This window comes from Spiribacter pallidus (genome assembly GCF_040838495.1).
In the GTDB taxonomy this organism is placed as follows: domain Bacteria; phylum Pseudomonadota; class Gammaproteobacteria; order Nitrococcales; family Nitrococcaceae; genus Spiribacter; species Spiribacter pallidus.
The window spans coordinates 376,338-400,712 of record NZ_JBAKFM010000002.1; the positions used below are offsets into that span (position 1 = coordinate 376,338).

Annotated in this window: 28 protein-coding genes and 1 pseudogene; 17 read left to right on the forward strand and 12 right to left on the reverse strand. The window is 63.8% G+C overall.

Annotated features, from left to right (window positions below; all coding sequences use genetic code 11):
- Nucleotides 1–198: 198 nt before the first annotated feature.
- The 3 genes from V6X73_RS05200 to V6X73_RS05210 form a co-directional block, all read right to left on the reverse strand.
- On the reverse strand, nt 199–1,227 hold the full coding sequence (locus V6X73_RS05200) for a zinc-dependent alcohol dehydrogenase family protein (RefSeq protein WP_367958649.1): 1,029 nt from the start codon (nt 1,225–1,227) through the stop codon (nt 199–201).
- A gap of 92 nt (nt 1,228–1,319) precedes the next feature.
- Nucleotides 1,320–2,000 carry a thiaminase II gene (gene tenA / locus V6X73_RS05205; RefSeq protein ID WP_367958648.1) on the reverse strand — a complete coding sequence of 227 codons (681 nt, stop codon included), beginning with the start codon at nt 1,998–2,000 and terminating at the stop codon, nt 1,320–1,322.
- A gap of 41 nt (nt 2,001–2,041) precedes the next feature.
- Entirely contained in the window at nt 2,042–3,100 is a 1,059-nt protein-coding gene (locus tag V6X73_RS05210) for an NAD(P)-dependent alcohol dehydrogenase (RefSeq protein WP_367958647.1), read from the reverse strand.
- 107 nt (nt 3,101–3,207) lie between these two features.
- Here V6X73_RS05210 and V6X73_RS05215 point away from each other — a divergent pair, with 107 nt between their 5' ends.
- The 9 genes from V6X73_RS05215 (at nt 3,208) to V6X73_RS05255 (ending at nt 9,968) form a co-directional block, all read left to right on the forward strand.
- Nucleotides 3,208–3,912 (forward strand): SOS response-associated peptidase, encoded by a 705-nt coding sequence (locus tag V6X73_RS05215; RefSeq protein WP_367958646.1) that lies wholly within the window; start codon nt 3,208–3,210, stop codon nt 3,910–3,912.
- A 26-nt stretch (nt 3,913–3,938) separates the two neighbouring features.
- On the forward strand, nt 3,939–4,955 hold the full coding sequence (locus V6X73_RS05220) for an Ldh family oxidoreductase (protein ID WP_367991061.1): 1,017 nt from the start codon (nt 3,939–3,941) through the stop codon (nt 4,953–4,955).
- A 231-nt stretch (nt 4,956–5,186) separates the two neighbouring features.
- Nucleotides 5,187–6,149, forward strand: coding sequence for a glycine betaine ABC transporter substrate-binding protein (locus V6X73_RS05225; RefSeq protein ID WP_367958644.1), 963 nt, complete (start codon nt 5,187–5,189; stop codon nt 6,147–6,149).
- 99 nt (nt 6,150–6,248) lie between these two features.
- Nucleotides 6,249–6,716: a preQ(1) synthase gene (gene queF / locus V6X73_RS05230; RefSeq protein ID WP_367958643.1), complete on the forward strand. Its 468-nt coding sequence runs from the start codon at nt 6,249–6,251 to the stop codon at nt 6,714–6,716.
- Nucleotides 6,717–6,734: 18 nt separating this feature from the next.
- A complete protein-coding gene (locus V6X73_RS05235; RefSeq protein ID WP_367958642.1) occupies nt 6,735–7,961 on the forward strand; it encodes an NAD(P)-binding protein in 1,227 nt (408 codons plus the stop codon).
- A gap of 4 nt (nt 7,962–7,965) precedes the next feature.
- Nucleotides 7,966–8,649, forward strand: coding sequence for a haloacid dehalogenase type II (locus tag V6X73_RS05240; RefSeq protein ID WP_367958641.1), 684 nt, complete (start codon nt 7,966–7,968; stop codon nt 8,647–8,649).
- A complete protein-coding gene (locus V6X73_RS05245) occupies nt 8,649–9,164 on the forward strand; it encodes a thermonuclease family protein (protein ID WP_367958640.1) in 516 nt (171 codons plus the stop codon). The genes V6X73_RS05240 and V6X73_RS05245 overlap by 1 nt, the downstream gene beginning before the upstream one ends.
- Nucleotides 9,165–9,170: 6 nt before the next feature.
- Nucleotides 9,171–9,620: a YaiI/YqxD family protein gene (locus tag V6X73_RS05250; RefSeq protein WP_367958999.1), complete on the forward strand. Its 450-nt coding sequence runs from the start codon at nt 9,171–9,173 to the stop codon at nt 9,618–9,620.
- 117 nt (nt 9,621–9,737) lie between these two features.
- Complete coding sequence (locus V6X73_RS05255) at nt 9,738–9,968, forward strand: hypothetical protein (RefSeq protein WP_367958639.1); 231 nt, start codon at nt 9,738–9,740, stop codon at nt 9,966–9,968.
- Between the two features lie 133 nt (nt 9,969–10,101).
- Here V6X73_RS05255 and V6X73_RS05260 read toward each other — a convergent pair whose 3' ends face one another.
- Both V6X73_RS05260 and V6X73_RS05265 read right to left on the reverse strand, forming a co-directional pair.
- Nucleotides 10,102–10,278, reverse strand: coding sequence for a hypothetical protein (locus V6X73_RS05260; RefSeq protein ID WP_367972352.1), 177 nt, complete (start codon nt 10,276–10,278; stop codon nt 10,102–10,104).
- A 12-nt stretch (nt 10,279–10,290) separates the two neighbouring features.
- Nucleotides 10,291–11,025: a hypothetical protein gene (locus V6X73_RS05265; protein ID WP_367991063.1), complete on the reverse strand. Its 735-nt coding sequence runs from the start codon at nt 11,023–11,025 to the stop codon at nt 10,291–10,293.
- Nucleotides 11,026–11,493: 468 nt separating this feature from the next.
- On the opposite strand from V6X73_RS05265, the gene V6X73_RS05270 reads away from it, so the two are divergent.
- Nucleotides 11,494–11,802, forward strand: coding sequence for an HNH endonuclease (locus tag V6X73_RS05270; RefSeq protein WP_367958637.1), 309 nt, complete (start codon nt 11,494–11,496; stop codon nt 11,800–11,802).
- Here V6X73_RS05270 and V6X73_RS05275 read toward each other — a convergent pair.
- Nucleotides 11,759–13,450, reverse strand: a complete 1,692-nt coding sequence (locus V6X73_RS05275) for a methyltransferase domain-containing protein (RefSeq protein WP_367958636.1) — start codon at nt 13,448–13,450, stop codon at nt 11,759–11,761. The two genes, V6X73_RS05270 and V6X73_RS05275, sit on opposite strands and share 44 nt — an antisense overlap.
- An 85-nt stretch (nt 13,451–13,535) precedes the next feature.
- On the opposite strand from V6X73_RS05275, the gene V6X73_RS05280 reads away from it, so the two are divergent.
- The 3 genes from V6X73_RS05280 to rlmKL all read left to right on the forward strand — a co-directional run bounded on the left by V6X73_RS05280 (nt 13,536) and on the right by rlmKL (nt 16,505).
- Nucleotides 13,536–14,120: an NADPH-dependent FMN reductase gene (locus tag V6X73_RS05280; RefSeq protein WP_367958634.1), complete on the forward strand. Its 585-nt coding sequence runs from the start codon at nt 13,536–13,538 to the stop codon at nt 14,118–14,120.
- 49 nt (nt 14,121–14,169) lie between these two features.
- The gene (locus V6X73_RS05285; protein ID WP_367958633.1) at nt 14,170–14,319 is read left to right on the forward strand and encodes an SDR family oxidoreductase; all 150 of its coding nucleotides are present in this window, start codon (nt 14,170–14,172) and stop codon (nt 14,317–14,319) included.
- Nucleotides 14,320–14,408: 89 nt separating this feature from the next.
- Nucleotides 14,409–16,505, forward strand: coding sequence for a bifunctional 23S rRNA (guanine(2069)-N(7))-methyltransferase RlmK/23S rRNA (guanine(2445)-N(2))-methyltransferase RlmL (rlmKL, locus tag V6X73_RS05290; RefSeq protein ID WP_367958632.1), 2,097 nt, complete (start codon nt 14,409–14,411; stop codon nt 16,503–16,505).
- 85 nt (nt 16,506–16,590) lie between these two features.
- Here the strand turns inward: rlmKL and V6X73_RS05295 are convergent, their stop codons facing one another.
- Genes V6X73_RS05295 through V6X73_RS05305 form a run of 3 tightly spaced genes read right to left on the reverse strand, consistent with a single transcriptional unit; the run spans nt 16,591 to nt 19,633 of the window.
- Nucleotides 16,591–17,481, reverse strand: coding sequence for a homocysteine S-methyltransferase family protein (locus V6X73_RS05295; RefSeq protein ID WP_367958631.1), 891 nt, complete (start codon nt 17,479–17,481; stop codon nt 16,591–16,593).
- A 1-nt stretch (nt 17,482) separates the two neighbouring features.
- Entirely contained in the window at nt 17,483–18,559 is a 1,077-nt protein-coding gene (locus V6X73_RS05300) for a PQQ-dependent sugar dehydrogenase (protein ID WP_367958630.1), read from the reverse strand.
- 15 nt (nt 18,560–18,574) lie between these two features.
- Nucleotides 18,575–19,633 (reverse strand): homocysteine S-methyltransferase family protein, encoded by a 1,059-nt coding sequence (locus V6X73_RS05305; RefSeq protein WP_367958629.1) that lies wholly within the window; start codon nt 19,631–19,633, stop codon nt 18,575–18,577.
- 220 nt (nt 19,634–19,853) lie between these two features.
- On the opposite strand from V6X73_RS05305, the gene V6X73_RS05310 reads away from it, so the two are divergent.
- On the forward strand, nt 19,854–20,585 hold the full coding sequence (locus tag V6X73_RS05310; protein ID WP_367958628.1) for an SDR family NAD(P)-dependent oxidoreductase: 732 nt from the start codon (nt 19,854–19,856) through the stop codon (nt 20,583–20,585).
- 6 nt (nt 20,586–20,591) lie between these two features.
- Here the strand turns inward: V6X73_RS05310 and ubiG are convergent, their stop codons facing one another.
- Nucleotides 20,592–21,290 (reverse strand): bifunctional 2-polyprenyl-6-hydroxyphenol methylase/3-demethylubiquinol 3-O-methyltransferase UbiG, encoded by a 699-nt coding sequence (ubiG, locus tag V6X73_RS05315; protein ID WP_367958627.1) that lies wholly within the window; start codon nt 21,288–21,290, stop codon nt 20,592–20,594.
- Between the two features lie 199 nt (nt 21,291–21,489).
- Here ubiG and V6X73_RS05320 point away from each other — a divergent pair, with 199 nt between their 5' ends.
- Complete coding sequence (locus tag V6X73_RS05320; protein WP_367958626.1) at nt 21,490–21,909, forward strand: phasin family protein; 420 nt, start codon at nt 21,490–21,492, stop codon at nt 21,907–21,909.
- A gap of 95 nt (nt 21,910–22,004) precedes the next feature.
- On the opposite strand, the gene V6X73_RS05325 is transcribed toward V6X73_RS05320, so the two are convergent.
- Nucleotides 22,005–22,448 (reverse strand): type II toxin-antitoxin system VapC family toxin, encoded by a 444-nt coding sequence (locus V6X73_RS05325; protein WP_367958625.1) that lies wholly within the window; start codon nt 22,446–22,448, stop codon nt 22,005–22,007.
- Nucleotides 22,448–22,693, reverse strand: a complete 246-nt coding sequence (locus V6X73_RS05330; RefSeq protein ID WP_367958624.1) for a type II toxin-antitoxin system Phd/YefM family antitoxin — start codon at nt 22,691–22,693, stop codon at nt 22,448–22,450. The genes V6X73_RS05325 and V6X73_RS05330 overlap by 1 nt, the downstream gene beginning before the upstream one ends.
- Nucleotides 22,694–23,037: 344 nt before the next feature.
- Here V6X73_RS05330 and V6X73_RS05335 point away from each other — a divergent pair, with 344 nt between their 5' ends.
- Both V6X73_RS05335 and V6X73_RS05340 read left to right on the forward strand, forming a co-directional pair.
- On the forward strand, nt 23,038–23,679 hold the full coding sequence (locus tag V6X73_RS05335) for a class I SAM-dependent DNA methyltransferase (RefSeq protein ID WP_367958623.1): 642 nt from the start codon (nt 23,038–23,040) through the stop codon (nt 23,677–23,679).
- A 303-nt stretch (nt 23,680–23,982) separates the two neighbouring features.
- Nucleotides 23,983–24,258, forward strand: a pseudogene (locus V6X73_RS05340) (Arm DNA-binding domain-containing protein); the annotation flags it as partial.
- Nucleotides 24,259–24,375: the final 117 nt, after the last annotated feature.

The following is a 24,375-nucleotide window of genomic DNA, read 5'->3' on the forward strand; positions in this document are numbered from 1 at the left end:
TCAAGTGACCAGCTTTTTGAGGCGGCCACTCGCCGGAAGCGGGCCCGAGAGCAATCCGTGACGTTGAACACCCGTGGTGAATCGTCGGATCGGGAGTGGACACGGGAGGCGCTGGTCGGACAGTGACCTCCAGTGACCGACTTCTTCGCAACCGCTCCGCGCGGGCTCGAAGCGCTGCTGGCCGGTGAGGGGACGGCCCTACGCCGTCAGGATCATCTTGATCGCCTTCTGGTTGGCTGCATCGCCGAAGACGTCGTAGGCCTTTTCGATCTCATCCAGCCCGAAGTGATGCGTGATCAGGCTTTGGGCGTCGACACCGCCGGATTCGAGGATCCGCATTAGCACCGGAATGGTGTTCGTATTCACAAGGCCCGTGCGGATGGTCACGTTCTGGATCCACAGGTCCTGAATCTGCAGGTCCACGCTGGTGCCATGCACGCCGATGTTGGCGATATGACCGCCGGCGCGGACGATGCGCTGACAGGTGTCGAAGGTCTCGGGGATGCCGACCGCCTCCATGGCCACATCAACGCCTTCCCCGCCGGTCATCTCCATGATGGCCTCCACCGGGTCGTTACTGATGATGTCGGTCGCACCCAGCTGGCGGGCCGTCTCGAGGCGGTTCCCATCCGGGTCGATCATGATGATCCGCGCTGGCGAGTAGAAGCGCGCGGTAAGCAGCGCGGCAAGGCCGATGGGCCCCGAGCCGACGATGGCAACCGTATCGCCAAGGCCGACCTCGCCGTTGAGGGCGCCGATCTCATGGCCCGTGGGCAGGATGTCGCTCAGCATCACCGCGGATTCCGGGTCGAGGCCCTCGGGCAGCTTGTAGAGGCTGTTGTCGGCGTGGGGGATGCGCACGGACTCCGCCTGGGTGCCGTCGATCATATGGCCCAGGATCCAGCCCCCGTCGCGGCAGTGCGAGTACATGCCCTGCTTGCAGTAATCGCAGCGGCCACAGGAGGTGATGCAGGCGATCAACACCTGATCGCCGGGCTTGAGCGTGGCGACACCGTCGCCGACGGATTCAACCACGCCAACCCCCTCATGTCCGAGTGTCCGGCCGGGCTCACAGGTGGGGACGTCGCCCTTGAGGATATGCAGGTCAGTGCCGCAGATGGTGGTATGGGTAATGCGCACGACGGCGTCGGTCGGGTGCTCGATTGCCGGATCGGGTTTGTCTTCCCACTGCCGTTTGCCGGGGCCGTGATAGACGAGTGCTTTCATGGCTTGTTCCTCTCGTTGGCGTATGGATGCCATGAGCTTAGACAAGCCGAATGCGGTTTTGGTTGACTCTGATCAGGCGGGAGGCATGGTGACTAGGCCCGGCGTTCAAGGCCCATCGCCCAGAAGTCGATCTCGAGCCGGGTCGCGTCACGGAAGACCATGACCAGTTCCTGGAAACGCGCCGGGGTGACCTCGGCCAGCCGGGCGTCGAGCCATTCCTGCTCGGCCCGCATGGCGTCCTGGAACTCGGTGCTCGCGTACATGGCGATCCAGGCGTCGTAAGGGTTGTCCGCGCCACGCACGGTGCTGGGGCGCTGGTTGATCCAGTTGGCGATCTCGCCATAGCCGATGACGCAGGGGGCGAGGGCCACATGCAGATCCAGCAGATCGCCGCGATGGCCGGTGTCCAGCACATAGCGGGTATAGGCCATGGTGGCGCGGGCCTCGGGCAGCGCTTCAAGCTCGGCCTCACGGATGCCCCATTCCTGGCAGTAGTCCACATGCAGTCCCAGCTCGAGATCGACGATGGCCTTCAGCCCCTCGTGGGCCTGACGCAGGTCGGCGAGGGTGCGGCTTTTGTAGGCGGCAAGCGCAAAGGCGCGCGCGAAGTGAATCAGGAAGAGATAGTCCTGCTTGAGGTAGTGCTCAAAGGACGCGCGGGGCAGCGTGGCGTCGGCGAGCTGGGCGACGAAGTCGTGCCGGATGTAGGCCCGCCAGTCCTCGGCGCAGGCTGATCTGAGATCATCGAATCGGTATTGGGTCGTGTCCGTCATATGCACCTCGGCGCAACTGGCTGTCGCCGCTGCCAATGCCGTTAGCCATCGACCTTCAATGTCGCCATATCAATGACAAAGCGGTACTTGACATCGCCTTTTTTGACCCGCTCGTAGGCTTCGTTGATGTTGCGGATATCGAGCATCTCGACATCGCAGGCGATGCCGTGCGCCGCACAGAAATCGAGCACCCCCTGGGTCTCGGGCATGCCGCCGATGAGCGAGCCGGCCAGTACCCGGCGGCCGAAAACCAGGTTACCGGCGTTGAGCGGCGGCTCCACCGGCTCGAGCAGGCCGACCAGGATATGCGTGCCATCGTGCCGCAGCAGCGCCAGATAGGGGTTGAGATCGTGCTGCACGGGGACGGTGTCGAGCATGAAATCAAACGAGCCGGCCGCGGCTTCCATCTGCGCTTCGTCCGTCGAGACAATGACCTGCGAGGCGCCCTGGGCCCTGGCTTCGTCGACCTTCTCCGGCGAGCGGGTGAAAACCGTCACCTCGGCCCCCAATGCCTTGGCAAACTTAATCCCCATATGTCCCAGGCCGCCCATGCCGATCACCCCGACCTTGTCGCCGGCTTTCACGCCATAGTGGCGTAGCGGCGAATAGGTGGTGATCCCGGCGCAGAGCAGCGGCGCGGCGGCGGCGGGATCCAGCGCCTCGGGGATGCTGACCACAAACCGGTCACTGACCACGATCGCCTCGGAATAACCGCCAAAGGTGACGGTGTGATCGTGTCGATCCTGTCCGTTGTAGGTCAGCGTCGGGCCTTCGAGGCAGTACTGCTCAAGCCCCTCCTGGCAGGGGTCGCAGTGGCGGCAGGAATCGACCATGCAGCCAACGCCGACCACGTCGCCGGGCTTGAAGCCGCTGACCGCGCTGCCGACCGCCGTGACGCGGCCGACGATCTCGTGGCCCGGGACGACCGGGTACTGCGTCATGCCCCAGTCGTTCTGGGCAAAGTGGATGTCGGTGTGGCAGACGCCGCAGTAGTCGATCGCGATGGCCACGTCATCGGGGCGCAGCGCGCGGCGCTCGATGGTGTGCGGGGCAAGAACGGACTGCTCGGACTGGGCGGCGTAGGCATTGGCCTGGGGCATGGATGATCTCCAATAAAACGAGGGATGATATCCACCCACGGTGGTGGCCGTCGGTCAGGATGTCAAAGCCGGTCTGAGCCAAGCGGTGATTGCGGCCGTCGTGCCGGATGGCCGAAGCTGTACCGATGTGTGGTCGTTTTGCCCTTCATGCCTCCGGTCAGCAGCTCGCCGAAGCCGTCGGTGCGGCTCAGGCGCCGGCCGTTGAGTCATCCTTTAATATCCCGCCGGGCACGGCGCAGTGGGTGACCCACGCCGATCGCGAGGGCGGGGTCGTGTTCGAGACACTCGGGTGGGGATACCGCCCGGTCTGGGCCGGGGAGGATGCCCCACAACCGATCAATGCCCGGGCCGAGAAAGTGGCGACATCCGCGTTTTTTCGCGATGCCTTTGCCCGCTACCGCTGCCTGGTACCGGCGAGTGGCTGGTTTGAGTGGCAAAAGGGTGAGTCTGGCAAAACCCCCTTCTACATCACCGCTGCACACGGCCCGCTTTTCTTTGCCGGGATCTACGATCCACCCCGCGAGCACAGTGCCGGCAGCTTTGCCATCATCACCCAGCCGGCGGCGGCGCCGATCCGTCGCATTCACCCGCGGATGCCGCTGGTACTGGATCCGGCTTGCTACAGCGCCTGGCTGGATCCTGACCGGAACACCCGCGATGCGGTCAAGGCTGCGGCCCGGGCCCTGACGCCGACGGCACTGAAGGCCTGGTCGGTGGATACGCGGGTCAATCGTCCCGCCAACGATGATCCCGGCTTGATCGAGCCGGTCGCTGACTCGCCTGGCTGTCCCTGGGCATTGCGGGGGCGATAAGATGCGCGGGTTATGGGCAACGACGTGTGCTGAATACCGTGACCGCCATTCGCATTGATACCGCTCGATCCCTTGCCGCTGCCGCCCTCGAGCGCGCCGGCACCTCGCCGGAGAATGCCGCCTCGGTGGCCGAGGCGCTGATCGCCGCCGAGCGCGATGACATCGCCTCGCACGGGCTATCCCGGGTGGCGTTTTATGCCGACCAAGTGGCGGCGGGCAAAGTGGCCGGGCAGGCCACACCGAGCGTAGATACTAAGGGTGGCGTGGTCAGGGTCGATGCCGGCACCGGCTTTGCCTATCCAGCGCTTGATGCCGGGTCTCAGCCGTTACTCACCCAGGCGCAGCGGCACGGGATTGCGGCGGTGGCCATCACCAATTCCCATCACTTCGGTGTCGCCGGTCATTTTGTCGAGCGACTGGCCGACCAAGGGTTGGTCGGGCTTGGCTTTGGCAATGCACCGGCGGCGATCGCCCCGTGGGGCGGCAAGCGGCCGCTTTTCGGCACCGACCCCATCGCCTTTGCGGCGCCCCGGACCGGGGAGGCGCCGCTGGTGGTAGATCTGTCGGTCAGCCGGGTCGCCCGGGGCAAGATCATGATGGCCCAGCGCCGGGGCGATCCTATCCCCGAGGGCTGGGCCCTGGATGCCGAGGGACGGGCCACCACCGATGCCGATGCCGCGATGGCCGGCAGCGTCCTGCCCATGGGCGAGGCCAAAGGTGCGGCGCTGGCCCTGATGGTCGAGCTCCTCGCCGCCGGGCTGACCGGCTCGTCTTTTGCCTACGAGGCCTCATCGCTATTCGACGCCGAGGGCCCGGCCCCGCGGCTGGGGCAATTATTCATCGCCATCGACCCGGCGTTTTTCCAGGCCGGCGCCGGCTTCGCCGACCGGGTGAATGCCATGTGCGCGATGATCGCCGACCAGCCCGAGGCCCGCCTGCCGGGCGCCCGCCGGCTGGCCGCGCGACAGCAGGCACAGATGCATATCAAGGTGGGCGAGGCCATTCTTGCCGATCTCAAAAGCCGCGCCGGGCAGACCGACTAGGCCGGTGCTCGATACTTAAAGGGCAGATACCCGCCGCGGTTGCGCGCCGGGCACAAGGCGCTTTGGTTGAACCGTTCAAAAAAATTGGTCTACAGTTAAGCGCAGCTGGATACCTGATCCGGCTCTTTTCCTTTCGTATGACCCGAGCGCAACCGTCTCTCGCCGGTCAGGATCCAGCTGACATGGGTGTCAGGACGGTTTGGTCAAACGCAAGGAAAAAGGAGTTGATCTATGAACAAGCGTTCCCTGTACGCCTTGGCCCTTGCCGGTGCGCTGTCCCCCGTGGCGGCAAACGCCGACTGTGGCAAAGTCTCCGTGGGAGAGATGAACTGGACCTCTGGCGGCATCATTGCCTCGATCACCGAGTTCATCCTCACGCAGGGGTACGGTTGTGATGTCACCGTTGTCCCATCCGCCACCACAACGGCCATTACATCGCTGGCCGAGAACAACGAACCGGATATCGTCCCCGAGTTCTGGCCCAATGGCGCGCCCGCTTACTATGACCTTGCCGAGGAAGGCAAAGTCGTGAAGGCCTCGGACGCCTTCTCACAGGGCGGCACCGAGCACTGGCTGGTACCGGCGGATCTGGTCGAAGCGCATCCGGAGCTGGCCACCATCGAGGGGGTGCTCGCCAACCCCGATCTGGTCGGTGGAGTGTTCCATAACTGCCCGGACGGCTGGGGCTGTCGTATCAACAACGACTCGCTCATCGAGGCCTTTGACTTTGAGGCCCACGGCATGGATGTCTTCAACCACGGCTCGGGCGAGACGCTGAAATCGGCGCTGGTCTCCGCCATGGAAAACGACGAGCCTTACTTCGGTTATTACTGGGGGCCGACGGCGCCGCTTGGCAAGTACGACCTGGTGAGCGTCGACCTGGGCCCGGTCAATGAGTCGGTGTACGAGTGCAACATCGATCCGGAGTGCGGCGAAGTGGGCGTCAGCGGCTACCCCGCCGCGCCGGTGTTCAATGTGGTGACCACCGATCTTGCCGATCGTGAGCCCGAGGTGTTCGCGTTCATGCAGAACATGTCATTTAGCAACGACGCGATGAATGCGCTGCTTGCCTGGCATGAGGACAACAACGCGACGCTGGATGAGGCGGCCGTCCACTATCTCGAGAACAACAAAGACGAGTGGATGAGCTGGCTCAATGACGAGGCCCGGGAGAGCATCCAGGGCGTTTTCTAGACCACCGGCTCTGCTGGTGACAACGCCGGGGCCTTCGGGTCCCGGCGTTTTTTGTGGGTGATAGGATGAACGGCGTTTTACTCAAGACAAAGGACGCCCATGACCACCGACACCACCTACGCCGGGCTCACCCAGCTGGGCCAGGACAGCGGCCTTCCTGCCTCGCCCGACGAGGCCACCCTCGAGCGTGTACCCAACCCGCAGGCCGGTTTTGGGTATGTGGCGCGGTTTACCGCGCCGGAGTTCACCTCGATCTGCCCGATGACCGGACAGCCCGATTTTGCCCAGCTTGTCATCGACTACGTCCCAGGCGAATGGCTGGTGGAGAGCAAATCGCTCAAGCTTTTTCTTTTCTCGTTCCGCAACCACGGGGCTTTTCACGAGGACTGCACCATGACCGTGGCGCGGCGGCTGGTGGAGCTGCTCGAGCCGCGCTGGCTGCGCATCGGCGGCTACTGGTACCCGCGCGGGGGCATCCCGATTGATGTTTTCTACCAGACCGGCGAGCCGCCGGCGGATGTCTGGATCCCCGAGCAGGGTGTCACCCCTTACCGCGGCCGCGGTTGAACCAACCCAGAGGTTTGAATGACAGCACCCACCCGGCAGACGCAGGCAACGGATGGCCTTCGCATTGCGGTGATCGGCGCCGGTCTGGCCGGCACCTCGGCCGCCCGGCATCTGGCGCAAGCGATGCCCGATCAGGTCGAGGCCATCTCACTCTACGAGATCGGCCGCGGCCCCGGCGGCCGAGCGGCGACCCGCCGGACACGGGCCGTGCCGGAGTTTCGGGTCAACCACGGCGCGCCCTATGCCGATATCACCACCGCCTCGGGCCGGGCGCTGATCGATGCGTTGGGCGAGGCGGTCGAACCGTATACCGGGGCGCGCGTGGTCATCGATGCGGCCTCGGGCGACTGCCGGGATCGCCCCGTGCCGGACGGGGTCGCGTTGATCCGCGGTGCGGATGGCGAGATGGCCAACCTGGCGCAGGGGCTGTTACAGGACGCCAAGGGCCAGCCGATTGATGCCATCCAGCCCCGCTATACGGAAATGGTCCGCGGGCTCCACCGCTCCCCGGAGGCAGGCAGCCGATGGCATCTCACGGACAAGCAGGGCGAGGCCATCGGCAGCGCCGACTGGCTGGTGGTCGCCGGCAGCGGTATAGCCCATCCACGGTGGTCGAAAACCTTTGGTGGCCAACCGCCGCTGGTCCAGGCCGCCGCCGGGCTCTCGGATGCGCGTCTGGATGAGGCGCTGGCGGTGATCGCCGGCCAGGGGGCGGCGCCGGTTTTAACGGTGTTTTGCCACTTGACCGGTCAAGCCGCCGAGCCCTGGCGGGCGCTGGGCTTTGAGGACGGGCTGATCGAGGGGCACCCTACGCTTGCCAAGGTATCCATCCAGCCCCTTGAGGGGCAAAGCTGCGCGGTGGTGCTGCACTCCACCGCGGAGTACGCCCGCAGTAATGCCGGGGTCTATGGTGCCTCCTCGAGCGCGGCCCGGGTGGGGGATGCCTCATCAAGCGCCGATCGCGAGGGCGAGATCATCGACGATCTGCTCGCCGCCCTGGCCGGGATGCCAGGCCTGCCAACGCCTGACCCGGCTGATTGCGCATTCGGCCCGCTGATGCACCGCTGGGGCAACGCCTTTGCCGAAGGCGAACCGCTGCCCGCCGCCCTCGCGGTCTGCCCCGAGGCCCGGGTGGCCTTTTGCGGGGACTACGTCGCAACCGATGCGCGCATGGCGAGTGTCGAGTCGGCCCTTGTCTCGGGTGCCCAAGTGGCCGATGGTGTGGCGGTTGCTGTGTCGAGTTGATGTGATGTCGCCTAGACCTGCCCCGGTCCTTGTTTTTGATGTCAATGAAACGCTGCTCGACCTGCGCGTGCTCGAGCCGTTTTTCAACGAGTTGTTCGGCGAACCACGGGCCCTGCGCGACTGGTTTGCCGAGCTCATTCTCTACTCGCAGACCCTCACTGTTGCTGGTTATTACCGGCCGTTCAATGAATTGGCCGCCGCCGTTTTGCGTATGCGCGGTGAGGTGGCGGGTGTCGAGATAACCGACGCCCATACCCGATCCCTTGGCGAGGCGATCCGCCGCATGCCGGCCCACCCGGATGTGGCCCCGGGTCTGTGGCGTCTGCGCGAGGCGGGCTTCCGCCTGGTGACACTGACCAACTCGCCGCCGCCGGCCGGACCTTCGCCGCTGGACGATGCAGGGGTCGCGGATTACTTTGAGGATCACTTCAGCGTCGATACGGTGGGGGCGTTCAAGCCGGCCCCGGCGTGTTATCAGCAGATCGCGCAGCGGCTGGGGGTGGGCACCGGCGATCTCTGTCTGGTGGCCTGCCACGTCTGGGATACCATTGGTGCCCAGGCCCTGGGCTGCCAGGGGGCGTTTGTCCGGCGACCCGGGAATGCGGTGATCGACGTCGCGGCGGTGCCCACGCCGGATTTCATCGCCGATGATCTGATATCGCTTGCCACCCAGCTGGGATGTGATTGATGCGCGGGTTTTCGCGTTGGTGGTGGATTGGCGCCGCCCTGTTGTTGTCCGCCGGACTGCCATCGGCCCACGCGCTTGTCTTTGAGCCTCAGGTGGCGGTGGTCACCCGCGTGGTGGACGGCGACACACTGGTATTGCGATTCCCCGACGCGCCACAGCGCCCCGGCGTCGAATACCGCGCCAATTTACTGGGCGTTGACGCCCCGGGCCGGGGCGAGGCGGAATGCGCCGCCGCCTACGTCGCCGACATCGCCCATCGACTGCTTCAGGGCCGGCGGGTGTGGGTGGAGTGGGATAGCCGGGACCGGCGTACCGGCGATGGTCGCTTGCTCGTCTATATCCACCACCTGGATGAGCGCGACGCCGATCTCAATGCCACCTACATCGAGCAGGGCTGGGGTTGGGTGCCCCGGGCCTATCCGGCCGATCGCAAGGTGCAGTACCTCAAACTCGAGCAACAAGCCCGGGCCGCGCAGCGGGGGCTATGGGGCATGGCCTGTGCTCCGGCACGCTAGATGAGCATGCACCTGTGGGTCGATGCCGATGCCTGTCCGGGGGTCATCAAGGAGATCCTCTTTCGCGCCGCTGAGCGCGTGGGGATACGGCTTACCTTGATCGCCAATCAGCCCATCCAGACGCCGCCATCGAAACTCATCGACAGCGTCCAGGTGGCGGCCGGGTTTGATGTGGCCGATGACGAAATCGTCCGCCGTGTCTCAAGCGGGGATCTGGTGGTGACCGCGGATATTCCGCTGGCAGCCGAAGTCATCGAAAAGGGGGCATTGGTGTTAACGCCCCGCGGCGAGGCGCAGACCCGCGAGAACATCCGCAGCCGGCTGCAGATGCGGGATTTTATGGAAACGCTGCGGGGCAGTGGCATCCACACCGGTGGCCCCTCGGCGCTGACCGCCGCCGACCGAAAACGCTTTGCCGACGCGCTGGATCGTTATCTGGCAACGGCGGGGGAGTGAGCGGGCCTTGCCGTTGGGCCGAAAACAATCCTGCAAACCGAGCTATTGGATTTATTGGCGTCATCGGCGCTGATCATGTCACGCGCCGAGACGCCCTGAGCCGCGACGGAGAAGACGATGGCATCGTTTTTTGACAATCGTGCGGTCTGGTGGGCACTCGCGCTTGGCGCGTTGGCGGGGGTGCGCATTTGGACCATGGCCCTTTCCGGCGTCGCGCAGCTGCCGCATATCATGGGGGCACTGACGCTGCTCGTCCCCCTGGTGGTCTTCGCCCTGTTGATCCGCCGGATCTGGCCGGCGGCCGCAGGGCTTGTCATCGTCGTGATCATCGAGCTTTCACTGTTGTGAGCGCATGGCCGAGGGCAATCAGACAGACGAGATCGCCATTTACGAGGCCGAGAACGGGATATTCGAGGTTCGACTCGAAAAGAGGACCTTCTGGCTATCGCAGGCCCAGCTTCAGCGAGCTTTTCCGGCGGGATCAGTCCGTTATCTCCCGCCACATGAGCAATGCCTTCGGGAAAATCTCGGCGGTCTCAACACCGCCTTGCCTGATCCCGGTGAGCTGCGTGCAAAAAGGCGTTAGCAGCCGATTTCCAACCGACTTTACAAAGCACTGGAACTGGCCGGCCACCTGAAAGCGATTGTCCAAGCGCAACGCCCCGCCAGGTTATGGCCACAACAGCGCATGCGGCACCCGATAGCCCTGACCGGACTGCATGCAGGTCACCGTGCAGGTGACTTTATTGACCCGATCGATGTGCGCGGTGATCACCTGGCCCTGTGGCGTCGCAAAGCAGACCTGCTGGCCTTTGCAGAATTTCGTCGCCGGGTTGATCGGTGCGCGAGGGTCTGGCTTGCCTTCCGCGCCCGTCACACCGGCGCTCGCTCTGCCCTGAACAAAGGCCCGCTCTAACTGCCGGGTTCCGTCCATGAGGCGGTCGCGCCCAAGCGCATCATAGAGATCGCCCACCGCCTTGTAGAAGGCGGCATTGTGGACGCTGCCTCGCCGGCGCCCGCCGCGGTGGCTTTGCAGGGCGTGCGCGGTCTCATGGATAGCGATATGAGCGAGGGCACAGGGCGGCGATGTATTGCCATCGACGAATCGGTGGCGGGCGATCTCGCGGGTGTGGGTCCATTGATGATGGTTGCCGCACAGGTGGTCGGCGACCATGCCAACCCCATAGGTGATGGTATGGCCCCTGCCACCAGGTTGATGCCGATAGCAGGTCTGCCGGCCGCAACCAATGCGGTAGCGAACCCCCGGATAGCCGGGCGCGTGGGCATCACACAGCCTCATTAACACCGGGTCGATGACATCGACTGACCAGTCAACCAGGCTGGCAGCCAGCTCCCGGGCGGCGGCCATGAGTGAGGGGCTTTGTGAGGACGCTTTTGGGGGCATGGAATCTTTGGAGTTTTGCGGTGTGTAATTTTGACAGGGCGCTAGCGCTTTCGGCTTTTCCAGGTGCCGCCGTACTATAGGTCTCGGGATGGGGGGTTTTGACGACATCGAGGCAAGCACTACAGAGGAAAACCCAGTCACTGACCGCGCCGTACCGACACCGGTAGAGCGCGTCCTTGGTCTCGCCGCAGTCAGCGCATTGTCTCGTTCGGTATCGCATTCGGCAGCAGGTTATCGTGTTTGATTGGAGTCTGTCGGTTTTAAAGTAGGGGCAAGGTGGCCCCGTCACTTGCGCGCAGGATACGGGTAAGGGGTGATGGTTGCATTGCCTAACGATAAGATTCTCAGACACGGTGGCCACATTACGGCGCGGTCCTTCCAGGCGGAGCCTAGCGGGCTTTCCGATAGAGGAGAAAAACGTCTGGTTGCGCGCGGCGTGGGAGGCGGGCATCGCAAGTCCGCGAAGCGGTGCTCTCAGCCTATGATTATCGGTGTGCAATCTCCAACCTACCCGAGGAGCGTCTGCTCGATGCTGCACACATCACCGCAGATGGCGACGAACGCCTGGGGCAACCCGAGGTGGTCAATGGTTTACCGCTATCAAAGGTCCATCACGCTGCCTTTGACGGCCACCTGATTGGGATGGACCCGGATTATCGATCACATCTCGGAAGCGCTGATGACGCAGAGCGATGGCCCCACGCTTCAGGGCGCAATACAGCCCGGAGGAGACTCAGCTTAGCCCCATCCACTCCGCAATCTGCTGATTCTGCTTAAGGCGCCTGCGCTGGTGCTGCAGGCCCTCAAAGACCGCCTCGGGCCGGCTAGCGTCTTCGACCATCGGCAGCGCTGCGTCGGCTTCGATCATGAATTGTGCGCGACGTCCGGTTTGCAGGTAGCTTGTCTCCCACCACTCGAGGATCCGGTCACGAGCATCGTCCAAAAGACGGGCAGCCGGCAGACGATCCCGCTTCTCGCGGTTGGCGCGGCGGGTGGCCGGGAGCAGATTCCACAAGTCGTTATTGCTCCAGTGGGTCCAGGGCAGGCAGTGGTCGACCTCATAGCGATCGGACTGCAGTGGTGTAGCCGTCCATGCGCACTGTGGCCGGGGGCGTTCGGCAAGCCGTGACTCGATCAGCGCTCGCACCGCATCGGTCTGGCGGATCGGTTCCCGCCACCGTAGCGCCTCACGGGTTGGCTCGCTGCGGTATCGCATTTCGTAACGACCCATCAAATCGAACCACTCATTGACGATAGCGGGCTCCAGCCAGCAGGCATAGCGGCTGGCACAGTCCCAGATGGGGCGGGGGATGTGGAACACACCAAAACGCGATAGTGTCTCGAGATCCAGCCGGACGGGTTGTTGTCGCAGCCGTAGGGATGAGGGCTCGGCGATGAATATGGGTTCGATCGAGCCCGGCCAGGTCGTGTAATTGGCGGGCATTTTGCGGACGGTGTGACAGGCGTCCCGTATCGCTTCCAGCACTGTCCTGCCGGTCGCACCATCAAAGGCCTGCCCGACACGAAGGTCCAATGCTGAAAGCGAATGCAGCCCCCAGAACGCCGCTTTGGCGAAGCCATAGCCGACATTGCCTTGAATCTGGGGCAGTTTCTTTCCCTGGATCAGCGGTTTGTAGAGCCTGATCCAATAGAGGCCGACCAGCCCGAAGGGCACGGTGACGTAGTCTTCGGTGCGCTTTAGAACCATGCCCGGCAGGCCATCGGTGATGCGGGTGATGGCCCGCAGAAGCCCCAGCTTGTAGGTGGATGACTTCTGATCGTTGACGATGATGTGGCGCAGCACCGGCAGGGCACCGGTCCCATCGTCCGGTAATCGCAGGCAGACGGTCTCCCAGGCGACGTCACTGCGGCCCTGGCAGTCCGCTCTTGCCCCACGCGCTTTTGTCGGCGTGATGTCCACCAGGGCGCGTTGGCGGGCCAGGTGTTCGATCTCCCCGCGGCTCACCGGGTGGAAGTCGCGCTCGCCGTCTCCGGGGCCGTATCGCAGGGTGATGCAAATCCGTCCGCCCGGCGCCAGCAGATCGCCCAGCACGCGCATGGCCCGCTCTCGCTGGGTGCCTGGCACATGCATCCAGACCGCCGAGACTAGAATGAGGTCGAAACGCTCCGACAGGGCGCGGACCTTCTCGAGCGCCGGCAGCCGGTCATCCATCCACTGGACGGCCTGGCCTTCAGTATAGGACGCCCCCAATTGCCGAAGCCGCTGGGCGGGTTCCACAGCGACGACCTCCCAGCCCCGCTTGGCCAGCGCGAGCGCATCCCGACCGGCACCTGCGCCGATATCCAGTGCGGCCCCCGGCGTATCCGGCATACAGGGCAGCAGATTCGCATGCACCGCCTCGAAATCAAGTGCGGTGTAACGCTTGAAAAGGGCGTTGGCGTTATCCGAGTAGTAATCGGCCATGGTTGCGTCCCTGAATCCCGCATGCACAGGATGTACGGTTTGGGGCATTCAAGCCAAACATGATGAACATTGGAGCCACTCCCTCATGACGGACACCCCCTCGTTGACTTTTCTCGCCGGCAGCGCCCGTGAGGATTCGGTGCACAAGAAGATCGCCCGGGTGGCTGCGGCCAGGGCCACCGCGGCAGGTGCGAGTGCCACCTTTATCGATTTACGCGACTATCCAATGCCGCTCTACGACGGTGATCTGGAAGCGCGCGAGGGACTGCCAGCCGCAGCGCTGGAGCTAAAGGCACTGTTTCGCGCCAGTGATGGCTTTTTCATTGCCTCGCCGGAGTACAACAGCTCGTTCTCGCCGCTTTTAAAGAACACCATTGATTGGGTGTCCCGTCGGGCCACGCCGGACGAACCGCCTCGAGTCGCCTACCAGGGTAAGGTGGCGGCGATTGCCGCCGGATCCGGCGGCGGCCTGGGTGGGATGCGTGGGCTAGTGGCTTTGCGCATGCTGCTGGGCAATATCGGCGTGCATGTCGTGCCGCAACAGCTGGCCATTGCCGGGGCACCGGCGGTGTTTGACGACCACGGCCAACTCACCGATACCAATCAGATGCAGGCGCTGGAAGGCGTTGTGGGGCAGTTGGTTAGCACAGCCAGCGCGCTCAAGGCCTGAGCATTGGCGTTCCTCCTGCGTGATCCCGTTGCGGAACGGAGGGATAGCGATGAACCGACCAATCTCCGAGCAGACACCGTTGGGTCGGGTGACCACGCCGGAGGAGCTGGCAGATGCGGTGTTGTTCTTCGCCTCACCCTCGGCCCGGGCCGTCACCGGACAGACGCTGATTGTGGATGGCGGGCTGGTATGCGGCTAAGTACTGCCCGCCAATGATAATGCGGCGTTGATCCTGCCCTCTGCTAACCTTGGGCGCTGCCATCCAACCCAATGAGCCCATACCCATCAATGACCGACTTTTTCGCCACCGCCCCGCGCGGCCTTGAAGAGTTGCTGGCCGCTGAACTGCGCGATCTGGGCCTCGCCAGCGCGCGTGTACAGCGCGGCGGGGTCGCCTTTAGCGAGTCGCTGGCCGCGGCCTACCGTGCTTGTCTGTGGTCACGGCTTGCCAACCGCATCCTCCTGCCCATTGCCCGTTTTGAGGCGCAGGACGAGCAGGCCCTGTATGACGGCGTGCAGGGCATCGACTGGTCGGCACATCTGGGGGTGGATAACACCCTGGCGGTGGACTTTACCGGCGTGCGGGCGCGCGTTGGCCACGGTCGCTTTGCCCAGCAGCGCGTCAAGGATGCCGTGGTCGATCAGCTGCGGGATGCCAGTGGGGCGCGGCCGTCGGTGGACACCGACCAGCCCGATGTGCGCGTGAATGTGCACATGATGGACGCCGCGGTCACCGTCGCCATCGATTTATCCGGCGACAGCCTCCATCAGCGTGGCTATCGGCGCGAAGGCCGACGCGCCCCGCTAAAAGAGAACCTGGCCGCGGCTATGCTGCTGCGCGGCGACTGGCCCGCACTGGCCGCAGAGGGCGGGGCACTGGTGGATCCCATGTGTGGTTCGGGCACGTTGTTAATCGAGGCGGCGTGGATGGCGACCGACACGGCGCCGGGTCTGTTGCGGACCCGTTTTGGCTTTCATTACTGGCGTGGCCACGACGATAGCCTCTGGAAACCGCTGATCGACGAGGCGCTGGAGCGCCAGGCCCGCGGTGCTCAAACGCCCCCGACGATCCTCGGGTTTGATCAGGATGAAGAAGCGGTCACGGTCAGTCGCGATCACCTGCGTCGCGCGGGTCTGACCGATTGGGTGCAGGTCGAGTGCGGCGAGCTGTCTCAATTGCAGCGACCGGCCGAGCGGCCACATGGCCTTGTCATCACCAACCCGCCCTATGGCCAGCGCCTGGCCGAGCAGCATGAGTTGGTGCCGCTTTACCTGAGCCTGGGTCAGACCCTGAAAACGCAGTTTGCGGGCTGGCGCGCCATGGTGTTGAACGGCTCGGGCTGTGCCCTGGGGTTGAAACCCGCGCGCAGCTGGCAGCTGTTCAATGGGCCCATTGAATGCCGTCTTGAGCGCTTCGAGGTGCAGGCCGGGATTGGTGAGGCACCACCCGCGCAGGATCTCGTCAATCGCGTGCAGAAAAACCAGCGGCAATTAAAGAAATGGCTGGCGCGTGAGGATGTGCATGCCTACCGGGTGTACGACGCCGATATCCCGGAATACGCACTGGCTGTCGATGTGTACAACACCCAGGCGGGCCGGTGGCTGCACGTCCAGGAATACGCCGCCCCCGCCAGTGTCGATGCCGGCAAGGCGCAGGCCCGCCTGCGGGCGGCTTTGACTGTGTTGCCAAGGGCCCTTGAGACCGCGCCTTCAAAGCTCGTCTACAAAGTCCGCCAGCGCCAGCGTGGCGAGCGGCAGTATCAGCGCCTGGCGCAACAAGACCAGTATCTGGAGCTACGGGAAGGCCCCTGCCGCTTATTGGTCAATCTCACCGATCATCTGGATACGGGGTTGTTCCTCGATCATCGGCCGGTGCGGCAGTGGATTGGTGAAAACGCCCGCGGCAAGCATTTTCTCAACCTCTACGCCTACACCGGTGCTGCCACCGTGCAGGCGGGCCTGGGGGGCGCGGCCAGTACCACCAGTGTCGATCTATCAAAAACCTACCTCGCCTGGCTTCAGCGCAATCTGCACCGCAATCAACTCAACAGCCCCGCGCATGCCCACATCCAGGCGGATGTAATGGCGTGGTTGCAGCACTGCGACCAGCGCTATGATTTGATCTTTCTCGACCCACCGAGTTTTTCCAGCTCGAAGCGCATGGACGGCAACCTGGACATCCAACGCGACCATGGGGCGCTGATTCGGGCGGGGGCCGCGTGTCTGAGCGAAGACGGTCTGCTGATTTTCTCCACCAACCGCAAGGGCTTTAAGCTCGACCCGGCGCTGCAGACGCAGTTTCGCATCGAAGACCGCACCGCGTGGTCCATCCCCAAAGATTTTCAGCGCCGCGCCTGGGTGCATGGGTGTTGGTTCATTCGTTGATGCAAGGCCCGCCCATCATTGGTGGTTTGCCAGGCTGAGCGACCTGGTCTGGCCGGCTCCTATCCTGACTCATACGCGATCTGCACTACCTCTTGTACCGAAATCGCTGCGACAGGGCTTGAATATGCGCCGGGCCGATCTCGCAGCAGCCGCCGATGAGGCTCGCGCCGGCCTCGACCCAGCCCTCGACGTGTTCGACATAGCGCTCGGGCGTCAGGCTCTCCCGGGCCTTCAGGCCATCCACCATGCCGCCGGGCTTGAGTTCCGCGGCGGCTTCGAAACCATTGGCATAGCCGCCAAACGGCACGCCCACCCGCGCCAGAATGGGCATGGCGGTGGTCACCGCCTCGGGCGCCGAGCAATTGATCAATACCGCATCGGCGCCGGCGGCAACGACTGCCTGCGCGGCGTCCGCCAGTGGTTCACCGGATCGCAGTTGGCCGCCGTCGTGGTCATCCACGGTCAGCGCCGTCCACACCGGCAGCCCGCTTTGTTTGCCCGCGCGGGTGGCGGCGACCGCTTCGCGCGTCAGGCTCATGGTCTCGGCAATGAAAAGATCAACGGCGTCGCGCTGGGTCTCAACAAGGCGGGTATAGTCCCGCCGGCAGGTGAGTTCATCCGGGACCTGATCGGCGTGATAGCTCGCCACTAGCGGCGGCAGGCAGCCGGCGACGCGGACGCGCCGGTCACTTGTGGAAGCGGCCTCGTGGGCCGCCCGCAGCGCCGCCTTGTGCAGGGCCGCGAACCCGTTGGGATCGCCGTCGCGGGCCAGCCGCTGGGGGGTGGCGGTGTAGTTGTTGGTGGTGATGACCTCGGCGCCGGCGGCGATGTACGCCCGGTGGCTGTCCACCACCAGCTGAGGCTCGTCCAGCATGACCTGAGCCGACCAAAGTGGCGAGGCCGGTTGCTGGCTGCGCTTGCGAAGTTCCTGTCCCATCCCGCCGTCAAGCAGTATCAAGCCATGGTCGGTTTGCATGTCATTGAAGCCTTAGAAGTTCGCCGTTGGCATGGTCGGTGAGTATGTACAACGCCCCGTCCGGGCCCACTTCGATGGCGCGAATGCGCCGGCTGCGCTCGGTGAGCCGCTGTGTTTCTTTCTCGACACGGGGGCCGTCGAGCTCGAGATGCGCCAGATGCACCTTGGCCAGCGCGCCGACGAAAAGATCGCCCTGCCAGCCGGGAATGACATCGCCGGTGTAGAACGCCATGCCGGAGGGCGCGATGGAGGGCGTCCAGTGGTAGATGGGGGCCACCGTTCCGGGCATCGAGTCCGGGCCGATTTCCGGGCCCCAGTATTCGCGGCCATAGGTGGTCTCAGGCCAACCAAAATTCCCGCCGGCAACCGGCAGGTTGATTTCATCGCCACCCCGGGGGCCATGTTCATGAATCCACAGCGCGCCGGTTTGCGGGTGAATGGCAGCGCCCTGAGGGTTGCGATGGCCATAACTGTAGATCGCAGGCAGGGCGTCGTCGCGGTCAACAAACGGGTTATCGGCCGGGATACTGCCATCGTCGTTGAGACGAAGGACGGATCCGTTGTGATCGCCAAGATCCTGGGCGCGGTCGCGTTCACCGCGATCACCCACGGTCATGAAAAGATCGCCGTCGCGGTCGAAGACGATCCGCGAGCCGAAATGCTTGGTGCTTTGCACACAGGGGGTGGCGATAAAAAGCGTCTCGAAATCCAAAAGCCGATCCCCGTTCAGCCGGCCGCGGCCCAAGTGGGTGGCGTTACCGCGCTCGCAGGCGCCGGCCCAGGTCAGATAAACCCAGCGGTGATCGGCAAAATCGGGGTGGAGCTCGATATCCAGCAGCCCGCCCTGGTTGCGGGCGTCGACTTCGGGTGTTCCCGTAATGACCCGGCGCTCGCCGGTGGCCGGGTCGAGGCGCAGTAAACGACCCGGCCGCTCGGTCACAAGCACATCCCCATCGGGCAGAAAGGTCAGTGCCCAGGGGTGGTTGAGCCCTGTGGCCGCCGTCTCCACCGCGGGTTGCGCCAGGCCCATGGGAGCGAGCAGGAGCAGGGCGAGGGTGATGATCAGTCTCCGGCGCATGGGCATTGTCGATTCCTAGGCCCGATCGCCGAGCGCTTTGTACGCCCCGGGGATGCGCTCGTTGCTGCCGTACATGAAGTGGTTTTCCATGCGCTCACGGTAGCGGGCCGCCGGCGGGATGCGGCCGCAGGCCTCGGCAATCTCGCGGATGTGTACCGGGGAGGCCCCGCAGCATACGCCCAGAAAATTGATCTCGGCGGCCAGGCAGCGCTCGGCGAATGCCCGAATCTCATAACGGTTGCAGTAAAGCGGATCCAGCGCCGTCGGGAAGGTTCGGCCGTGGGGCGCTGGACACTGGCAGTTGCCGTGATCGTTTAAATTGAAAAACGTGGGCTGTTCGGCGGTGGTGCGGTACGGTACCGGAAGCGCCGCGACGGGGCAGCTCACCGCTGCGCGGACCTCGCTTAGCAAAGGCCACATGGTCTGCGGGCCGCGGAAGCAGTTCATCCCCACCACCGCGGCACCCTGGGCCTCCAGTCGCCGGCTGCATTCGGCAACGCTTGTGCCCTCTTGCATGGCGTCATTCGCCATCGGCGCAAGCATCATCACCGCCGGCAGCCCGACGCTGCGGATCGCGGCAAGCGCCGCCTCGGCCTCGGCGGCCCAGTAGAAGGTCTCACCAATGATGAAATCGGCCCCCTCGTCGGCGGCCCACCCGGCCATCTCATCGAACATGCGCCTGGCCTCGGCGCATGCCTCGGGATCGTCCGGGTCCCAGATGTTGGTGTTGGAGATATTACCCGCGATCAAGGCATCGGGCAGGCCATCCATGGGCTCGGTGGCCACGGACTTGGCGATCTTGAGCGCGTTGCGGTTGAGCGGCTCTAACAGGTCCTCCTTGCCGATGACCCGCATCTTCTCGCGGTGGCCGTTATAGGTGAACGCCTGGATGACATCGCTGCCGGCATGCCGGAAATCACGATGGATCTGCGCAAGCACCTCCGGGTGCTCAAGCGCGATCTGGGGGACAAATTCCCCGGCGGAGAGATAGCCGCGGCGCTCGGCCTCAAAGAGATACCCCTCGGCGCAGATGAGTGGGCCCTTATCGAGTCGTTCCAGCAAGCCTTCGGGCATGGATGTTGCTCCGGCCGTGGAGAATGAGATGAGGTCGGCAGCTTAAACACGGCTGTCGCGTTTTCGCCATAGGCTGGACATCGATTTGCAATGGAACCGCGACGGACCGGCCTCCATTATCCAGTCTGCTCGGCCCTCGAGGGCCCGCCCACAGACTCGATTGAAACTCCGGCCCTGTCGCTTTGGTCCGGAGTAATACCAAAGGCGAAAGGACACCATCATGACTGCACCCGTTCTGATTATGGGCGCCCACGGCGGTATCGGCGAGGCGCTGGCGCGCCGGCTATCGGCGGCCAGCTATCCGCTTGTGCTCTCCGCCCGCGATCCTTTAACCATTCAACCCCTGGCTGAGGCAACGGGGGCGTCCGCCGTGGCATGCGATGTCATGGACCCCGAATCGATCCGCAGCGCGGTTGAAAGCGCCCAGGCCGAGCAGGGGTTGGCGGGGCTCGCATACTGCGTTGGCAACATCGTTCTCAAGCCGCTTAAAAGCATCAAAGAAGCGGACCTGATCGACTGCTTTCGGCTTAATACCGTCGGTGCGGCGCTTGCCGTGCAGGCGGCGACCCCGGCACTCAAGCAAGCGAGAGGCAGCGTGGTGATGTTCTCCACCGTCGCGGCCGGGCAGGGTTTTGGTAACCATGCGGTCATCTCGGCAGCTAAAGGGGGTGTGGAGGCGCTTGCGCGATCGCTTGCCACCGATCTGGCCCCTGAGGTGCGGGTGAACTGCATCGCCCCCAGCATCACCGATACCGGCATCGCCAGTTCGTTGCTCTCGAGCGAGCCCATGGCCAATGCGCTCGCCGGCGCCCATCCACTCAAGCGGGTGGGGGCGGCCGATGACCACGCCGCGATGGCGGCATTTTTGCTGGGTCCGGACGCCGGTTGGATCACCGGTCAGGTGTTCCCGGTGGATGGCGGTCGGGGCGCGTTACGGGCCAAAGGCCAGTGACCCGGGTCAGGCGGGCTTGTCCGCTTTGCCCATGTAGAGGATCGCGGTCAGCGGCAGGCGGCCGAACGTGATGTCACCCCGGCGGTTGATGCCTCGGGGGCCTAGGCCGGTGAAACGGCCCGGGGTGAGGCCGGCGGCTTCGAGTTGATCGCGCAGTTCCTGCGGGCGGATGAACAACGCCGGGTCGTGGGTGCCTTTCGGGAGGAGGCGCAGTACATCCTCGGCGATGGTGATGGTGGCAAGCTGCGCGAGGGGGTTGCGGTTGATGGTGTCAAAAAGCAAGCACCCGCCGGGCCGCAATACACGGCAGACTTCGGCGAGCACTTGCCCGAGATCCTGGACGTGCTCGAGCACATCCACACACACCACCGCGTCAAACTGGGCGCCGGCGTAGGGCAGGGCCTCGCCGACGCCGGTTTGATAGGCAATGTCCAGATCCTGCTGCTGGGCGTGGTCCCGGGCCGCGGCGATGGCGCCGGCGCTCGGGTCAATTCCGCTTACCCGTGCACCGCGCGCATCCAGCGCCTCGGCCATGAACCCACCGGCACAGCCAAGATCCAGGACATCACGGCCGGCCCACTCAAACTGTCGATCCATCCACCGCAGGCGGGCCGGCACCAGGTTTTTAAGCGTCCGCACCCAGCGGATCTCATCCGACCACCACTGGGCGGCCACATCGTCATAAATGCTCTGATCATTGCGCATGGGGTCGGTCCTGTTTGGGTTTGAGCGTTGGCATCGCCAGGCGGACGGATCGTCGCTTTGGAAGCTTGAGCATCCTGTCGATCGGTTTCGTCATCGAACCATCACAAAGTATGTTGCATTGCACAAGTCGGGTTGTTATTGTGCATCGCAACAAGGCAGCAAAAGCGGCCTTAACACGCAGCAAAACGAGGATGAACCGATGTACGACATGATGAAAACCCTGATGAACAACGAGATGTTGACCAAGTATAACGAGCAGGCCGAGCAGCTGGTGATGGGCCCGAGCCGCAGCTATGCCAAGCTCGCCGTGGACTATGCCGAGAAGATGGTCAACGCGCAGATGGAAGCGGCCAAGACCTACACCGACATCGGCATGCGCCAGGCCCGCGCAGCGCTCGATATCAAGGATGCCGAGGCGCTCAAGGCCTATGCCGACGAGCAGCAGGCGGTTGCCAAGGATGTCAGCGAGCGGGTCAAGTCTGACGCCGAGAAAGTGGTGGGCATGAACCAGCAGTTCGCTGACGAGGCCCGTAAGCTGGTCGAGTCGAGTGTCAAGGCCGCTTCGGAGACGGCGACGGAGAACGTCAACGCCGCCCAGAAGGCCGCCAAGGCCAGCTAAAGCGGCTTGCTCCGGGCGCTCACCCGGAACCTGCCAACCGCCGGTCATCGACCGGCGGTTTTTTTTGCGCGCAAACCACTAAATCGGTCGGGTAGTCAGCGGGCGTTGGCCATTGACTCGAGTGCCATGTAAGCCACGTCGAGGGCATACGCGGCCTCCGCCAGTTTTTGGTCCGCGGTGAGCAGGCAAGCTTGCTGTTGAGCGGCCGCTGCGAGGTGGAGGGCATCCAAAGCTCGTAGGCTCGTCTCACGCAACGAGAGCCAATGCAGCGCCTGCTCGAAAACCTCGCCTGGCAGGGGGACGTGTTGAAAGCGGTCAGCCGCGATATCGGCTTCCAACGCGGACTCGATCTGTCGGGCCTGTGATGCGGTAATTTCGCCTGTGCGGTGCCAACGGGCGATAGCCGAAGCCGCCTCCACGCGCACGAGCGGGCTCAGGCCGATTTGCCCAGGATTTTCCATGAAAATTGCCTCTACAGCTGCGCTGTTCCCTTCCGTTCGATAAAACGGTAGGACGACGCTCGTATCGGCATAAAACATTATCGGCGGTCGTCCTCTTCTCGCAGTGCGCGGATCGTGTCAGCAGCCGGCTCTTGCATTGGCGGCAGACGATCACGCAGCGTGGCCCGCGAAGTGAAGGGCACCGCCGTGCCCCGCTCGATCCTTGTCACGCGCGCGATCGGCTTGCCATGACGCAGAATGATGACCTCTTCGCCGTCCTGTTCCACGCTTTTCAGCATGCCGGCAAACTGCTCACGGGCATCCCGCACAGTCATTTTTTTCATATCCCACTCCCAGCCGGTGTGTACACAAAGGGTGTACCAATCGAGCGGGACCTGTCGAGCAAGGCGTCGTAGCGGTGGTGCGGGTGAACCCGACACGTGGTCGTGCATCGCATTCGATACGACAGTGCGGAGCGCCGGGTCTGGTACCGATGAGCTCTAGCGTTGTGATCCATATCGATGCGGCGATGAGGGGGTAGGGTCATCTGTTCAAAAAAGCGTATGACCAGCCTTGAGGACTCAAAAGGGCGGTTCCATAAGGGCGGGTGTATCGCTCGGGCCTGGGTTAGGACAGAAACTTGTGATCGCGTTACGCTCAAGCCGTCTAGGTCAATGACGGGAGTCGTATGAGCGAGCGGAAAATCACTGAGACCGAGATCCTCAACCGGGTTTATAACGCCGCCGATCACGAGACACTCATGAGTGCCTACCGCGATTGGGCGGCCCACTACGACAGCGACCTGCTCGGTCGGTTTGGCTATGTCGCTCACATCGCCACGGCGAAGGCCCTCCACGAAGCGCTGAAGGGCGTTACCGAGGCGCGCATCCTTGATGCCGGCTGTGGCACCGGCTTGGTCGGCGAAGAGCTGGTCAAGCTCGGTTATCGGCATTTGGACGCCCTCGATTACTCTGCAGAAATGCTCGCCCAGGCGACGCAAAAGGCCATTTATGACAAGCAAATGCAGGCCGATATGACAAAGCGGCTGCCGATCGACGACGATCGCTATGACGCGGTTGTGTGTACCGGGACGTTTACCTACGGCCACGTCACCGGTGCGGCTTTTGACGAGCTGGTGCGCATTACCCGCCCGGGTGGCGTCATTGTCTTTACCATCCGAGAGGGCGCCTACGAGGAATATGGCTACCGCCGCCGCATGCTCGATCTGGAGACGGCCGATGCATGGGAGCTGGTGAGCTTCTATGACACGCCCTATCAGCTCGAGGAGGGGAACACTTGTAAAATGTGCACCTACAGGATTGCTTCTTAGGGGTCGTCCGCTCGGCGGAAACGCCTAGCTGTGATCATTGAGCGATCATAAAAAACCCCGCCGCAGCGGGGTTTAAGGGGGTATTGGTGGAGACGGCGGCCACGCGTGAAGCGTAACACGGCGGAACACCCTGTGTCCTGAAACCCGCCAGTGGCGCGGGTTCTGGCCGTTCTGGCCAAAAAATCACCGGCCCTATTGTCCCTTTCTGTAGCGTCCTGTTGCATCCAATATCATCCATTTTGGGTATACAGGATGAGATACACCAAGCGCCCAGGTTTGGTGAAGAGAGAGGGAATCGAACCCATGCCAAAGACGGTGAGGGAATTATCAGCGGTCGAGGTGAAGCGCCTGAGTCGACCCGGCATGCACGCGGTGGGCGGCGTCACCGGGCTATTGCACCGCATAACCGACACGGGCGCGCGCGGCTGGGTTCTGCGGGTGCGCTATGCCGGCAAGCGGCGCAATTATGGCCGAGGCGGTTTCCTTGACGTGACCCTTGTCCAAGCGCGTGAGCGCGCCCGCAAGATCAAGGATGATCTGTTAAAGGGCATTGACCCGATATCCGAGCGCCGAGCCGCTGCCGGAGACCCTATCGGTGTGCCCGGATGCCCGGGTGGCATTCTGTGGTGACTATGTTCACACCCCCGCCCGTATGGGCAGTTGCAAGTGTGCGCTGTTGTCGGGCGCTCGTATCGC

Coding starts and splice junctions, on each gene's coding strand:
- V6X73_RS05245 (WP_367958640.1), top strand. CDS start 8,649: ATGCGCGGGTTTTCGCGTTGGTGGTGGATTGGCGCCGCCCTGTTGTTG.
- V6X73_RS05200 (WP_367958649.1), bottom strand. CDS start 1,227: ATGAAAGCACTCGTCTATCACGGCCCCGGCAAACGGCAGTGGGAAGAC.
- V6X73_RS05210 (WP_367958647.1), bottom strand. CDS start 3,100: ATGCCCCAGGCCAATGCCTACGCCGCCCAGTCCGAGCAGTCCGTTCTT.
- V6X73_RS05310 (WP_367958628.1), top strand. CDS start 19,854: ATGACTGCACCCGTTCTGATTATGGGCGCCCACGGCGGTATCGGCGAG.
- V6X73_RS05240 (WP_367958641.1), top strand. CDS start 7,966: ATGTCGCCTAGACCTGCCCCGGTCCTTGTTTTTGATGTCAATGAAACG.
- V6X73_RS05225 (WP_367958644.1), top strand. CDS start 5,187: ATGAACAAGCGTTCCCTGTACGCCTTGGCCCTTGCCGGTGCGCTGTCC.
- V6X73_RS05335 (WP_367958623.1), top strand. CDS start 23,038: ATGAGCGAGCGGAAAATCACTGAGACCGAGATCCTCAACCGGGTTTAT.
- V6X73_RS05330 (WP_367958624.1), bottom strand. CDS start 22,693: ATGAAAAAAATGACTGTGCGGGATGCCCGTGAGCAGTTTGCCGGCATG.
- V6X73_RS05295 (WP_367958631.1), bottom strand. CDS start 17,481: ATGCAAACCGACCATGGCTTGATACTGCTTGACGGCGGGATGGGACAG.
- V6X73_RS05250 (WP_367958999.1), top strand. CDS start 9,171: ATGCACCTGTGGGTCGATGCCGATGCCTGTCCGGGGGTCATCAAGGAG.
- V6X73_RS05275 (WP_367958636.1), bottom strand. CDS start 13,450: ATGGCCGATTACTACTCGGATAACGCCAACGCCCTTTTCAAGCGTTAC.
- V6X73_RS05255 (WP_367958639.1), top strand. CDS start 9,738: ATGGCATCGTTTTTTGACAATCGTGCGGTCTGGTGGGCACTCGCGCTT.
- V6X73_RS05215 (WP_367958646.1), top strand. CDS start 3,208: ATGGCCGAAGCTGTACCGATGTGTGGTCGTTTTGCCCTTCATGCCTCC.
- V6X73_RS05305 (WP_367958629.1), bottom strand. CDS start 19,633: ATGCCCGAAGGCTTGCTGGAACGACTCGATAAGGGCCCACTCATCTGC.
- queF (WP_367958643.1), top strand. CDS start 6,249: ATGACCACCGACACCACCTACGCCGGGCTCACCCAGCTGGGCCAGGAC.
- V6X73_RS05235 (WP_367958642.1), top strand. CDS start 6,735: ATGACAGCACCCACCCGGCAGACGCAGGCAACGGATGGCCTTCGCATT.
- ubiG (WP_367958627.1), bottom strand. CDS start 21,290: ATGCGCAATGATCAGAGCATTTATGACGATGTGGCCGCCCAGTGGTGG.
- V6X73_RS05280 (WP_367958634.1), top strand. CDS start 13,536: ATGACGGACACCCCCTCGTTGACTTTTCTCGCCGGCAGCGCCCGTGAG.
- V6X73_RS05320 (WP_367958626.1), top strand. CDS start 21,490: ATGTACGACATGATGAAAACCCTGATGAACAACGAGATGTTGACCAAG.
- V6X73_RS05325 (WP_367958625.1), bottom strand. CDS start 22,448: ATGTTTTATGCCGATACGAGCGTCGTCCTACCGTTTTATCGAACGGAA.
- V6X73_RS05265 (WP_367991063.1), bottom strand. CDS start 11,025: ATGCCCCCAAAAGCGTCCTCACAAAGCCCCTCACTCATGGCCGCCGCC.
- rlmKL (WP_367958632.1), top strand. CDS start 14,409: ATGACCGACTTTTTCGCCACCGCCCCGCGCGGCCTTGAAGAGTTGCTG.
- V6X73_RS05285 (WP_367958633.1), top strand. CDS start 14,170: ATGAACCGACCAATCTCCGAGCAGACACCGTTGGGTCGGGTGACCACG.
- tenA (WP_367958648.1), bottom strand. CDS start 2,000: ATGACGGACACGACCCAATACCGATTCGATGATCTCAGATCAGCCTGC.
- V6X73_RS05300 (WP_367958630.1), bottom strand. CDS start 18,559: ATGCGCCGGAGACTGATCATCACCCTCGCCCTGCTCCTGCTCGCTCCC.